Genomic DNA, 13,566 nt, shown 5'->3' with positions numbered 1-13,566 from the left:
GAGGGTAATGATCAAGGGCGTAGCCATTTCGCCTACGCCCGGAAACAACGCTGCGCTTAACCCACGATCCGCCACTGCAACGCATCCAGCGCATCGCAGCCATCCTGCAGCAGCAGATGGGCTGCATTGACGATGTGTTGCAAGTCCTGGTCGTGGACGCCTTTGAGGCTCAGGCAGTTGAGGCTGTGCATCAGGTCGCGGGTGGCCTTGAGGCGCTGGACGGCACAACCGTGCAGGTCGGATGCCGGGGCGTTGGGGTTGAGGTAGAGCACTGGGGTGGTGGTGAGATTGCTGTGTAGCGGGATGAAGTCCGTCATGGGTATTTCTCCGTGAATGCTGAAGAGTTACCACCCTATGCGGCTAAACAAAGAGGGTGGCAGCTGTACGCGGGTTAGCCGACCGGACCATTCACGGAAGTCCGGCACACCCGCAGGTGTCCCACGCACAGCCGCCATAGCAAATGCAGGCAGCAAAAAGCGCCAGCATTATAGGAGGGCGCTTGTGCGTCCGTGAACAGTTTCGACCGGCTAAGATCGGCCACCGATGCGTCGGCGGCAAACCCACTATGGCTATGCAAAAAACCAGCGACAACCCGCAATGTGTTGCCATTGCCTTCAGCAAAACCAGATCTGCCCCACTCCCCCCTGATGCCTCCCCAAACCTGTAGCCGCTGCCGCAGGCTGCGATAGGACCGCAGGTCCTCCAGCGGTTTCAAAATCCCTGCGCCCCCTGCGGGGTCGATCGCAGCCTCGCGGGCTCGGCAGCGGCTACAGGAGTTAGCGCCGACCGGTAGGTCGCGCATGGCGCAGCTTTTGATCTTGATCTACCCGCCCCATCGGGAGGCCGAGTGGAGGCGTTCATCAGGGGACAGGCGCGCAGCGCCCCTCGACGCAGTCGAGGACATCGTATGGAGGTCGAAGCGAAGCCGACCGGAGTCGATGCCCCCTGATGGACGCCGGAGCGAGGGAACCTGAGCGCAGCGAAGGCCGTACGCCAGGGGCGAGACCTTTTGGTTACTTTTGGCTGGGCCGGCATTCCGGGCGTTTGCCAAAAGTGACCCGCCGTAAGGGCGGAACCATAAGTAGCCGTGACCGCAGGAATGGATATGTACACCGTCCAACATCAGCAGCGAGGCCATCGCAGGCAATCGAACGTCAACCGGCCGCTCCTCCAGATCAGTGGCGCCCCATCAGTCCCAAAAAGGGACCGATCAAGCCGTTCGGCAGGATCTAGGACAACCCCGCCTTCACTAGCATCTCCTCCAACCCCAACAAATCCGGGATCTTCGCCACCTGCTCCCCCACCTGTACCGCGGCCTTCTCCAGCCGGCACAGCGGCACATCGACGTAGCTCAGCTGGCTGTCGAGCCGGCAAGAACGCGGGATGCCCTGGATCACCAGGGCGATGAACTTCAGGCGCTCGCGACCGCCCAGGGTATTGAGCACGACGATGCGCGCGCGCTCGCCGATGGCCAGGGGCTGGCCGCAAGCGGCTTCGAAGCTGATCAGCGGCAGCTGGCGGTCGCGCCAGGCAACAGAGCGCAGGTACCAGGGCGGCGCGTCGCTGGCCGGCTCGCCGCGCTGATAGTCGATCAATTCGGCCACCGCGACGTTGGGCAGGATCAGGGTGCGGTCGGCCAAGGGCAGCAGCAGTCCGGTGAGGAAGCTGGCGCGGTAGTCATGCATGGGGTCTGCTCCACTGGGCGATGCTCTCCAGCAGCACCGACTCCTGGTAAGGCTTGCCGAGGTAGTCGTTGACGCCGATGGCCATGGCCCGGTCGCGGTGTTTCTGGCCGGTGCGCGAAGTGATCATGATGATCGGCAGCTGGTGCAGGCGCGGGTCGGCGCGCACCTGCATCGCCACTTCGAAGCCGTCCATGCGCGGCATCTCGATGTCCAGCAGCATCAGGTCCGGGGTGTGTTCCTGCAACAGCGCCATGGCGTCGACCCCGTCCTTGGCGGTCAGCACGTTCATGCCGTGGCGTTCCAGCAGGCGGCTGGTGACCTTGCGCACCGTCACCGAATCGTCGACCACCAGCACCAGCCTCGGCCGCAGCGGTTCGACCTCGGCAATCACTTCGTCGCCGGCCGCCATGCGCGGCGCCGGCAAGCGCGTTTGCAGGGCGCGGATATGCGCCAGCAGATCGAGGATCAGCACCACCCGGCCATCGCCGAGGATGGTCGCGCCGGACAGGCCCTGCACCGCCGCGAACTGCGGTCCCAGGCTCTTGACCACAATCTCCCGGGTGCCGGCCATGGCATCCACCTGCACGGCGATCCGGTGTTCGTTGTAGTGCACCAGCAGCACCGGCAGCGGCAGGCTCTGCCCCAGCAGCTTCGGCCGGGCCACGGTGTGCAGCAGCTCGCCGAGGTAGCACAGCTCATAGCGCTGGCCGGCGTATACGTAATGGGGCGGGTCGAGCTGGTAATGGCTTTCCAGTTCGTTGGGCAGCACCCGCACGATGCCTTCGATGGTGTTCAGCGGGATCGCGTACTGCTCCTCCAGGCACTGCACCATCAGCGCGCGGTTGACCGACAGGGTGAACGGCAGGCGGATGCGGAAATGCACGCCCTGCCCCGGGATCGAGTCGATGGTCATCGAGCCGCCGAGCTGGCGCACCTCTTCATGGACCACGTCCATGCCCACCCCGCGCCCGGAAATCTGGGTGATTTTCTCCGCCGTGGAAAACCCCGGCTGCATGATGAATTGCAGCACGTCACGGTCGCTGATCTCGGCATTGGGGGCGAGCAGGCCACGCTTGATCGCCTTGCGCCGCACCGCCTCCAGCGGCACCCCGGCGCCGTCGTCGCGCATGTCGAAAACGATATCGCCGCCTTCGTGGGACAGGTCCAGGGTGATCCGCCCCTGCTCCGGCTTGCCCGAGGCACGGCGCACCTCGGCGGACTCCAGGCCATGGTCGACGGCGTTGCGCAGCATGTGCTCCAGGGGCGCAACCATGCGCTCCAGCACGTTGCGGTCCATCTCGCCCTCGGCGTTGCCGACGCTGAACGAGACATCCTTGCCCAACTCCTCCGCCACCTGGCGGACGATGCGCTTGAGGCGCGGCACCAGGCGCTCGAACGGCACCATGCGCGTGCGCATCAGGCCTTCCTGCAATTCGGTATTGACCCGCCCTTGCTGCTGCAACAGGTTTTCCGCGTCCTGGTTGCGCCGGTCCAGGGTTTCCTTGAGGTCGAGCAGGTCGGACGCCGACTCGAACAGGGCCCGCGACAGTTGCTGCAACTGCGAATGGCGGTCCATCTCCAGCGGGTCGAATTCCTCGTAGCCCAGGCGCTCGGCCTCGACCTGCTGGCGGCTGAGAATCCGCCCCTGGGTTTCGGTGTCCAGGCGGCGCAACTGGTCGCGGATACGCTCGATGGTGGTTTCCATTTCGCTCAGGGCCACCCGCGCATCGTTGACCTGTTGCTCGATGCGCCCACGGAAGATCGAGGTTTCCCCGGCCAGGTTGACCAGGTCGTCCAGCAGCTCGGCCGAGACCTTGACCATATCCCCGGCCACCGCCGCTTCCGCCTGCGCCACCGGCGGTTCGGGTTTGCTCGGCGGGCTAAGGTCGGGCAGCAACAGAGGCGGCGCTTCGGCCTGGGCCGGATGAGTAAAGCCGCGAATCGCCTCGATCAGGCTGTCGGCCGGCTTGATCGGTTGTTCGGCGCGGGCGGCGTCGAGCATCTGCGCCAGGCGGTCCTGGCTTTTCTGCAACAGGCCGAACAGCGCCGGGCTCGGTTGCAGTAGACCCGCGGACAGGCCCTCATAGAGAAACTCCAGTTCATGGGCCAGATCGCCGATCGGCACGATCTCCACCATGCGCGCGCCGCCCTTGAGGGTATGCAGGTCGCGCAACAGGGTTTCCACTTCCTGGCGGCTGGCCGGCTCGGCCTGCCAGCGCGTCAGCGCCGCTCCCGAACTGTCGAGGATGTCGAAGCCTTCTTCGAGGAAGATCTCCAGCAGCTCCGGATCGTGAGCCGCCGAATCGTCGGTCACCGCGGCCTCGGACACCTCGCTGGTGACCCCGCTGCGCTGGCGAAAACCGCGGATCGCTTCGATCAGCACCTTGGGGTCGCTCAGCGCTTGCTGTGCCTGCAATTGCTGCAACAGCAGCGCCAGTTGCGCATGGCTGCGTTGCAGCAGATCGACCAAGGCCTCGCCATGCTGGTAACGGCGATCCACCAGGCCTTCGTAGAGGTTCTCCAGTTCCTGGGCCAGGTCGCCCACCGGCCCGACTTCGGCCATGCGCGCGCCGCCCTTGAGGGTGTGCAAGTCGCGCTGCAGGGAAGACAGCGGCGCGCCGTTGTCCGGGTCGGCCAGCCAGCGCTGCAAGGCCTGGTCGGCGCTTTCGAGAATATCCATCGCCTCTTCGAGGAAGATCGCCACGATCTCGTCATCCGGCTCCTCCACCTCGATCTGCGCCCCCTGCTCCATCTCGGCGGTGACACTGGCCAGGTCGGTGATGCTCAGGGTGCGGCTGCCGTCGCTGCGGATCAGGCCCATGGCCGAGGGGTCGAGGCTTTCCTCGAGCAGTTCGCGCAAGGCCCGGACCATGGCCGGTTGCGGGCTGACTTCCTGGCCGGCGGCCAGTTCGTCGAGCATGTTGATCAGGGCTTCGTGGGCGTTTTCCGCCTCATGGAAAAACCGTTCGCCCACCGCCAGGCTGCTTTCTTCCACGGCGCCGTACAGGTCCAGCAGCGCTTCGCACAGCTCATCCATCGACTGCAGGTCCGCCAGGTGCGCGCCTTCGCCAAGGGTGGTCAACTCGTCCAGCAGTGCGCTGAGCTCCTGGCGCTCGCCGGGGTGCTGTTGCCAGCGGCGCAGCAGGTTTTCGGCATCCAGCAGGATGTCCATGCCCTGGGCCAGGAAGCTGCTGATCAATTGCGCATCGCGCTTGATCCGCAGCCCGGTATTGGGCGCGTTGAGCAGGGCTTCCAGGCGCTCGGCGGTCAGTGCCTTGACCCGTTCGATCAGGTCGGCGGCGCCTTCGATGGGCGCCAGCGGATCGCTGCCCAGCTGTTGCAGGCTGCGGCGAAACAGGCCTTCAGCCTCCAGCAGCAGCTCGACCTCGTCCAGGTCCAGGGCCATCAGATGCGCGCGATATTCCCGGGCCAGCAGGTCCAGCGGCGCCGCCAGCTCGGCGATCGGCAGCACGCCGGCCATGTAGGCGCTGCCCTTGAGGGTGTGCAAGGCGCGCTGCAATTCGTCGCTGGCCTGCAGCGGCAGGTGCTCGGCAGCCTGATCGAGAAAGCGCTTGATGCTCTCCAGATGGGTTTCGGCTTCGTTGCGGAAGATCTCCAGCAACTGCGGGTCGAGCTCGTCTGCCAAGCCGTCTGCCAAGCCGTCTAGCGACGCCGTGTCGCCCTTGGCCAGGGCATGCGCCCGGGCAGCCAGGCGGTCGACATCGTCGCGCTGGCGCTGGGCCTGGGCGGCGAACTCGGCGACCAGCTCCGGCAGCAACTGCACGACCTCTTCAAGCAATTGCCGCACCTGCGGCCCAGGCTCCACGCTGTGTTCCAGGACCCGGTTGAGCAGGTTCTCCACGGCCCAGGCCAGCTCGCCCAGCACCAGCGCGCGCACCATCCGCCCGCTGCCCTTGAGGGTGTGGAAGGCCCGGCGCAGTTCGCCCAGCGCCGCCTTGCCGTGGGGCTCGGCGACCCAGCGCGGCAGGTACTCGCGCAGCACGTCGAGCACTTCGTCGGTCTCTTCGAGGAAGACTTCGCGCAGTTCGTCGTCCACCGGCGCTTCATCGCCCGGCGGCGGCAACAGGCTGCCCGGCGTGTCCAGCGCTGGCGGGTTGAGCGCCGAGACCGGGCTGGCCAGTACATCGGCCAGAGACTGCGCCACTTCCGGGCTGTCCAGTTCCTGCAGGTCCTGCATCACCAGGGCTTCGTTGGGGCTGAGCACATCGCTGAGCAGCGGCACCTGTTCGTTCGGCAGCCACTCGTCCGGCGCCCGCTTTTGTGGCGCATAGCCCAGCGCGGCCAGGCCCTGCTCGGCCACGTCGAGAATCTTTTCCCCCGGCGCCTGGGGATCGTCGCTCAGGCGCTCCAGGTAATACTCGATGCTGGTGATCACGTCGGCCAGATTGTCCAGCTGCTGCCAGCCGGGCTGGCGCGGGTCCAGCAGCAGGTGTTCGCGCACGAAGCCGATGCAGGCTTGCAGCAGGCCCGCCGCACGGCCCAGGGGAATCATCGCCAGGGCGCCGCGCACCTGGGTCAGCAGCTCCGGCAGCGCCTGCAAGTGTTCGCGGTCCCAACCGGCATCGATGTAGTCGACGATCAGGTCCTTGGCCTGTTGCAGGCAGATCCGCGCCTCCTTGATCACCAGTTGGTGGATCTGGGTCAGGTCGGTGGTCGGCAGGCGGCTTTCTTCGCGGCTCTCGGGTTCGGCCGGGCCGACCATGCCGGCCAGGGTCGCCTCGACATACAGCAGGGCCCCGGCCACATCCATCAGCACCGCGTCATTCGGTTCGCGCTGGCCCTGGGCCAGGCTCAGCACCACCGCCAGCTGGTCGATGATGACCTTGCGTGGCTGGCCGAAACCCAGCACCGCCAGGGTATCGGCGATCTGCCGCAGGGGCGCCAGCAGGCTGTCTAGGTCCGACGCGTGCTGGCGGTCGCTGCGCACGAACAAGTCCAGGCGTTCCTTGACCCGCACCAGCTCTTCGCACAGGGCCGCCAGCACCGAGCGCATGGCGTCGCGGTCGGGACCGGCCATGCGCGCCCGCTCCTGGTCGACCAGCGCATTGTCGGGCAAAGCGTCATCGAGTCCGTAGGTGTCTTTCATGGTCTGCATCTGCGCGGTGGGGTAACGGGCCTTGGCGATGTAAAACAGCAGGCTTTTCAGCAGTTCGTCGGGGGCCGCCTGGTTGACCCCGGCGATGCCTTGTTCATAGAGGCGCTTGAGTTCGCGGTCGGCATCCTTGAGCAGGCTGCGCACCGCCGGGCTGTTGGCGATCGCCCCGCTGCCCATGCCTTCCACCAGGGCCAGGGCGATCTGCCACAAGGGCCCCAGCGGGGCGTTCTGGCACAACACCTGGAGGCGCTCGAAGACCTTGGCCATATAGCCCAGGCTGTTTTTCACATCCTGTTCGCGCAGCAGGTCGACCAACGCGGTTTGCAGCATGTGCCGCAACTTGCGCAGCAGGATGGTCAGGTCGGGGGGCGCCAGGCGGTTCAGTGCCGCCTGGTCCAGCGCCGGCAGGTCCGGCAGCTGCGGGCTGAACAGGCTGGTTTCGCTCAGCAGGCCTTCGCCCCGGGCGCTGCGCAGGTCGTTGAGCAGCGGCAACACCACCAGCGGCAGGTCGCGACGCGCGCTTTGCACCCGGTCGAGGTACTGCGGCAACTGGCTGATGGCTTGGCGCAGCAGATAGATCGCCTCGTCCCGCTGGGCCACGCGGTGCTCGCGCAGGGCCAGGGTCAGGGCTTCCATTTCTTCGGCGAGCAGCGCCGCCCCATAGAACTCGACCATCTGCAGGCTGCCGTGGACCTGATGGATGCAGTCCAGGCACTGCTCGAGCGCTTCCACCGCCTGCGGCTCGTCGACCAGATGATCGAGCGCCTGGTGGGCCTGCTTCAGCGTTTCGGCAATTTCGCCCTTGACCCATTCCAGGGCCACATAGTCGTGCCGATCACCCATTACCATTCCCATCAAAGTCGTGCTCCGGCCTCAGCGGTTGTCCCGCGGCGTCTGCTCGCGACTGGCCGGCAAGGTGAAACCGGACACCGAGCGCCGCAGCTGGCTGGCCATTTTCGCCAGGTTGCCGATGCTCTCGGCCGTCGCGGTCGAGCCGGACGAAGTCTGTGAAGTGATCTGCTGGATCACGTTCATGGTCAAGGATATCTGTCCGGCCGACGACGTCTGCTGCTGGGCGGCGTTGGAGATGCTCTGGATCAGCGCCGCCAGGGTCTTGGAGACGCCTTCGATTTCTTCCAGGGCCACCCCGGCATCCTGCGCCAGCCGGGCGCCGCGCACCACTTCCGAGGTGGTCTGCTCCATGGAGATCACCGCCTCGTTGGTGTCGGTCTGGATCGCCCGCACCAGGGTCTCGATCTGCCGGGTCGCCGCCGAAGAACGTTCCGCCAGGCGCTGCACCTCATCGGCCACCACCGCGAAGCCGCGCCCGGCATCCCCGGCCATGGAGGCCTGGATCGCCGCGTTGAGGGCGAGGATATTGGTCTGGTCGGCAATGTCATCGATCAGGCTGACAATGTCGCCAATTTCCTGGGACGACTCGCCCAGGCGCTTGATGCGCTTGGCGGTGTCCTGGATCTGCTCGCGGATGTTGTCCATGCCGTGGATGGTGTTGTGCACCACCTCGTTGCCCTTGTTGGCGATCTCCACCGAACGCTCGGCCACCGCCGAGGACTCGGCGGCGTTGGCCGACACCTGATCGATCGACTGGGCCATTTCGTTGATCGCGGTGGAGGCCTCGGAAATCTGCTGGGCCTGATGCTCCGAGGCTTCGGCCAGTTGCATCGCGGTGGCCTGGGTTTCCTGCACCGCGCCGGCGACCTGGCCGGCGGTGAGGTTGATGGTCGCCACCAGGTCGCGCAGCTGGTCCACGGAATAGTTGATCGAGTCGGCGATGGTGCCGGTGAAGTCCTCGGTCACCGAGGCGGTCACGGTGAGGTCGCCGTCGGCCAGGTCTTCGATCTCGTCCAGCAAACGCATGATCGCGTTCTGGTTGCGCTCGTTCTTCTCCGCGGTCTCGTGCAATTGGCGATTGGTTTCGCGGACCATCACCAGGCCAATGAGGATGATCGAGGCCAGCGCCGCCAGGCCCAGGACATAACCGCCGATGGTATCCAGCGAACGGCCGCCGGCCAGGTTCTCGAAGCCGATGGCCAGGTGCGAGGCCTCGTCGAGCAGGGTCTGCGACAGGCTGAAGATATTGCTCGCCGACTCGCGGACCTGGAACAGCTCGGGGGAGGTTTCGAGGATTTCGTCCACTGAGCCGGAGACGAACTGGAACAGCTCGCTGATCTCGGTCAGGCGCGCCCGCGCATCGCGGTCCTCGACCTGGCTGATCTTCAGGGTCGGATTGCCCTGGAGCATGCCGCTGAGCACCTGGCCGAAGCGCGCCGCGTCACGGCCGAAGACATCCGCGGCCTGCACCGCGTTTTCGTCGCCGGCCAGCACAGTATTCACCGCACCGAGAATGCGCTCGGCGAGCAACGACTGGCGTTGCGCCATGGCCACCTGGGCGGCCGGAGCGCCGCGTTGCAGGAGGATCTCCACGACCTTTTCATACTCGACCTGCAACTGCGGCACGGTTTCCGCCAGGGTCGCGGCCACCTGATGCAGGGACAATACGGTCTGTTCGCTGGTCAGGATCGCGTCGGCGTTGTGCAGCAGCTTGTCCCAGTCCTGCTGCACCGCGCGCATTTCCTGACGCACCGCCACCGGCGCGGCGGGCAGCCCGGTGGCCGGGTCGCCTTTTTTCAGGTAGCCCCAGCGCTGGGCGAAATCGTTGCGCGCATCGCCCAGCAGCTTGAATGCCGCGGCCTTGCCCGCCGCGGCTTCCGTGGCGTTCTTGGCGATGCGCTGGGACAGCACCCGCAACTCGCCGGCGTGGCCGATGTACTGCTTGTCGTACGTGGCCTGGGTGTTGAGGTAAGCGAAGTTGGCGAACAGCAGCATGATGAACACGATCAGGGCGATGAACAGCACGATGATCTGCGAGCGGCTGCGCGATCCTTCCATTGGCTTGCCTGGGTTGGCTTTTAGCATCTGCACACCTGAATTCCGGTTGTTCTGTTGCCCGCGATGAGCATCATGCGGTGAACCTGCAAAACCGCGTCATCCGTTTCGCGGGCAAGGGCTAGGCGCCCCCCCTGCCCCTACAGCGCCACATCCAGGAACCCCGGCGACTGCGCCAGGGCGAAGGGACTGAATACCCACCAGACCTGCTCGCACGGGAAATACCCCCGCAGATACGGCGTGATGGCGCCCTGTTCGCTAGCGCTGGCCGCGGTTTCCAGGCTGCTCTGCTCGAAGTGCTGCATGCCGGCCACCTCGTCCACCATCAAGCCGGCGAACACCTCTTTGTGCTCGACCACCAGCACCCGCCGCTGCTTGCGCAGGGCCGACAGCTCATGGCCGAAGAACCCGCACAGGTCCATGATCGGCAGCAGCCGTCCGCGCAGGTTGGCCACGCCTTTCACCCAGGGCTTGACCCCGGGCAGCAAGGTGTAACGGGGCTCGTGCAGGACTTCGCTGACTTCGCCCATCGGCGCCACATACCAATGCTCGCCGATGCGAAAGCCGATACCGCTCCAGCCGTGCTGGCGGGTTTCCTGGGAAGGCAGGTCGGCTGCCAGCAGGCGGCAGCGCTGGTCGATCTCGAGCAGCAGTTCGAAGGCGGTTTGCGACTCGGCCATGGCGCGGGCGGTCAGCCGGCCAGGACGCTGTTCAGGGTCTTGATCAGGGTGTCTTCGTCGACCGGCTTGGTCAGGTAATCCTTGGCGCCCTGGCGAGTACCCCAGACCTTGTCGGTTTCCTGATCCTTGGTGGTGATGATGATCACCGGGATATGGCTGGTTTCCGCGTCCTTGGTCAACTGACGGGTAGCCTGGAAACCATTGAGGCCGGGCATGACGATGTCCATCAGGACCGCGTCGGGCTTTTCCTGGCGCGCCAGGGCCACGCCGTCGGCGCCGTTTTCGGCCTTCAGGACTTCATGGCCGTGCTTTTCCAGCATGCCGGTCAGTTTGTACATTTCAGTCGGCGAGTCATCGACGATCAGAATACGAGCCATGGTCTTCCCCATACGAATAGGCGTGCGGCCCGCTGGCCGAACCTCAATGTGCTTGTTCTACTGCGGCGAACCCCGGCACATGGGCCTTGATCGCGCTCAGCAGCTCTTCCTTGCTGAAAGGCTTGGTCAAAAACTGGTCAGAACCGACGATGCGGCCCTTGGCCTTGTCGAACAGGCCGTCCTTGGAGGACAGCATAATCACCGGCGTGGACTTGAACGCGCTGTTGTTCTTGATCAACGCGCAGGTCTGATAGCCATCGAGCCGCGGCATCATGATGTCGACGAAAATGATGCCCGGGTGGTTGTCGGCGATCTTGGCCAGGGCCTCGAAACCGTCGACCGCGGTGATGACTTCACAGCCCACATTCTTCAGCAGCGTTTCGGCCGTGCGGCGAATCGTCTTCGAATCATCGATCACCATCACCTTGAGGGCGCTGGATTGCTGTTCCATATCTGCTCTACCATCGCCACAGCGAATCGATTTTCTGCCCGTACTGGTGGCCAATGCCTCAAGCCCTTGATGTTCAAGGCCTGAGCACGGCATGCGAGCCTTTTTAGCATACTCTCCCCATGCAATCTATCGGCCGACCGGCGCGGTGGTTTTTCCTTGACCGGGAACCGCCCGGACGCCACTCTGACGCCAATTTTGCAAGCCATTGCGCCCACTAATTTTCGAGGAAACCGCCCATGAGCGTTCGCGTCGGGATTGTCATGGACCCTATCGCCAGCATCTCCTATAAGAAGGACAGCTCGCTGGCCATGCTGCTGGCCGCCCAGGAGCGCGGCTGGACCCTGTTCTATATGGAACAGCGCGACCTGTACCAGGCGACCGGTGGCGTGGCCCGGGCGCGGATGCGTCCGCTGAAGGTGTTCGCCGACCCGCACAAGTGGTTCGAGCTGGAAGCCGAGACCGACAGCGCCCTGAGCGAGCTGGACGTGATCCTGATGCGCAAGGACCCACCGTTCGACATGGAGTTCGTCTACTCCACCTACCTGCTGGAGCAGGCCGAGCGCGACGGCGTGCTGGTGGTCAACAAGCCGCAGAGCCTGCGTGACTGCAATGAAAAGCTGTTCGCCACCCTGTTCCCGCAGTGCACGCCGCCGACCATCGTCAGCCGTCGTCCGGACGTGTTGCGCGAATTCGCCGACCATCACGGCGACGTGATCCTCAAGCCGCTGGACGGCATGGGCGGCTCGTCGATCTTCCGTCACACCGCCGGCCACCCGAACCTCTCGGTGATCCTCGAAACCCTGACCCAGCACGGCAAGCAGCAGATCATGATCCAGGAGTACCTGCCGGCCATCGTCGATGGCGACAAACGCATCCTGATGATCGACGGCGAACCTGTGGATTACTGCCTGGCGCGGATTCCCGCCCAGGGTGAAACCCGTGGCAACCTCGCTGCCGGGGGCCGTGGCGAAGCCCGGCCGCTGACCGAGAAAGATCGCTGGATCGCCGCACAGGTCGGCCCGACCCTGCGCGAGAAAGGCCTGCTGTTCGTGGGGCTCGACGTGATCGGCGAGCACCTGACCGAAATCAACGTCACCAGCCCGACCTGCATCCGCGAGATCGACAACGCCTTTGGCACCAACATCGGCGCAATGCTGATGGATGCCATCGAGAAGAAGCTGCAAGCCGCGAGCCGCAAGCCACAAGCTTGATCGGCGTCACATGCAGCTTGTCGCTTGAAGCTTGAGGCTTACGGCTTGAAACCAACATTGCGCTATCATGCGCCGCCTGTGAAACGCGCGATGTTGGTCTTGTGATGCTTTTTGTGATGTTGAACCACTGATGACTTTTGTGAACCGCTGATGACTTTTGTAAACCGCTGATGGCTCTCCCTTCCGATCTGCCCCCCGAGCTGGCTCACAGCGGCGTGCGCCCGGCCGATCGCCTGGGGTTTACCCTGTTCCTGGCCGCCCTGCTGCATATCGCGCTGATCCTCGGCCTGGGCTTCTCCTTCGCCGAACCCAAGCAGATCAGCAAGACCCTGGAAATCACCCTGGCCACCTTCAAGAGCGAGACCAAGCCGAAGAAGGCCGATTTTCTCGCCCAGGAAAACCAGCAAGGCAGCGGCACCCTGGACAAGAAAGCGATCCCGAAGACCACCGAAGTGGCGCCGTTCCAGGAAAACAAGGTGAACAAGGTCACCCCGCCGCCTCCGGCCAAGACCGAGGTCAAGGAAGCCGCGCCCAAGGCCGCGGTCGCCACCACCGCGCCGAAGCCGAAAAAGACCGTCACCAAGCGTGAAGAGGTCAAGACCGAGGCCAAACCCAAGGTTCCCGTGCCGACGTTCGACAGCGAGCAGCTGTCCAGCGACATCGCCAGCCTGGAGGCCGAACTGGCCCAGGAGCAGCAGCTGTACGCCAAGCGCCCGCGCATCCACCGCCTGAGCGCGGCCTCGACCATGCGCGACAAGGGCGCCTGGTACAAGGACGAGTGGCGCAAGAAGGTCGAGCGCATCGGCAACCTCAACTACCCGGAAGAAGCCCGGCGCAAGCAGATCTACGGCAACCTGCGGCTGATGGTCTCGATCAACCGCGACGGTTCGCTGTACGAGGTGCTGGTACTGGAGTCCTCCGGCCAGCCGCTGCTGGACCAGGCGGCGCAACGCATCGTGCGCCTGGCGGCACCGTTCGCGCCCTTTACCGGCGATCTGTCGGATATCGATCGCCTGGAGATCATCCGCACCTGGAAGTTCGCCCGCGGCGACCGGCTGTCCAGCAACTGATTCCAGGGCGAAACCGTCCGCCTGGCCTTATCGCGAGCAAGCTCGCTCCTACAGGTCCTGCGCCATCCC

Annotated in this window: 9 protein-coding genes; 2 read left to right on the top strand and 7 right to left on the bottom strand. The window is 64.9% G+C overall.

The features are described from left to right. Positions 1-56: 56 nt before the first annotated feature. The 7 genes from J4E58_RS28400 to pilG form a co-directional block, all read right to left on the bottom strand. Positions 57-317: a hypothetical protein gene (locus tag J4E58_RS28400; RefSeq protein WP_087089547.1), complete on the bottom strand. Its 261-nt coding sequence runs from the start codon at positions 315-317 to the stop codon at positions 57-59. Between the two features lie 912 nt (positions 318-1,229). Then, positions 1,230-1,685, bottom strand: a complete 456-nt coding sequence (locus J4E58_RS28395) for a chemotaxis protein CheW (RefSeq protein ID WP_009046013.1) — start codon at positions 1,683-1,685, stop codon at positions 1,230-1,232. Further along, positions 1,678-7,644 (bottom strand): Hpt domain-containing protein, encoded by a 5,967-nt coding sequence (locus tag J4E58_RS28390; protein WP_087089550.1) that lies wholly within the window; start codon positions 7,642-7,644, stop codon positions 1,678-1,680. Before J4E58_RS28390 ends, J4E58_RS28395 begins: the two co-directional genes overlap by 8 nt. 30 nt (positions 7,645-7,674) lie before the next feature. After that, the gene (locus J4E58_RS28385) at positions 7,675-9,738 is read right to left on the bottom strand and encodes a methyl-accepting chemotaxis protein (protein WP_087090444.1); all 2,064 of its coding nucleotides are present in this window, start codon (positions 9,736-9,738) and stop codon (positions 7,675-7,677) included. A gap of 110 nt (positions 9,739-9,848) precedes the next feature. Further along, the gene (locus J4E58_RS28380; RefSeq protein ID WP_087089552.1) at positions 9,849-10,388 is read right to left on the bottom strand and encodes a chemotaxis protein CheW; all 540 of its coding nucleotides are present in this window, start codon (positions 10,386-10,388) and stop codon (positions 9,849-9,851) included. An 11-nt stretch (positions 10,389-10,399) separates the two neighbouring features. Then, complete coding sequence (pilH, locus tag J4E58_RS28375; RefSeq protein ID WP_007929961.1) at positions 10,400-10,765, bottom strand: twitching motility response regulator PilH; 366 nt, start codon at positions 10,763-10,765, stop codon at positions 10,400-10,402. Positions 10,766-10,808: 43 nt separating this feature from the next. Then, on the bottom strand, positions 10,809-11,216 hold the full coding sequence (pilG, locus tag J4E58_RS28370; RefSeq protein ID WP_007929962.1) for a twitching motility response regulator PilG: 408 nt from the start codon (positions 11,214-11,216) through the stop codon (positions 10,809-10,811). A gap of 236 nt (positions 11,217-11,452) precedes the next feature. Here pilG and gshB point away from each other — a divergent pair, with 236 nt between their 5' ends. Beyond that, entirely contained in the window at positions 11,453-12,427 is a 975-nt protein-coding gene (gene gshB, locus J4E58_RS28365) for a glutathione synthase (protein WP_007929968.1), read from the top strand. A 170-nt stretch (positions 12,428-12,597) separates the two neighbouring features. Then, positions 12,598-13,497: an energy transducer TonB gene (locus J4E58_RS28360; RefSeq protein ID WP_007929970.1), complete on the top strand. Its 900-nt coding sequence runs from the start codon at positions 12,598-12,600 to the stop codon at positions 13,495-13,497. Positions 13,498-13,566 lie beyond the last annotated feature (69 nt).

Source organism: Pseudomonas sp. FW305-25 (assembly GCF_017351415.1).
GTDB classification, from domain to species: Bacteria; Pseudomonadota; Gammaproteobacteria; order Pseudomonadales; family Pseudomonadaceae; genus Aquipseudomonas; species Aquipseudomonas chlororaphis.
The sequence above is the reverse complement of the archived record's forward strand: the minus strand, read 5'-3'. Positions and strand labels throughout refer to the sequence as shown.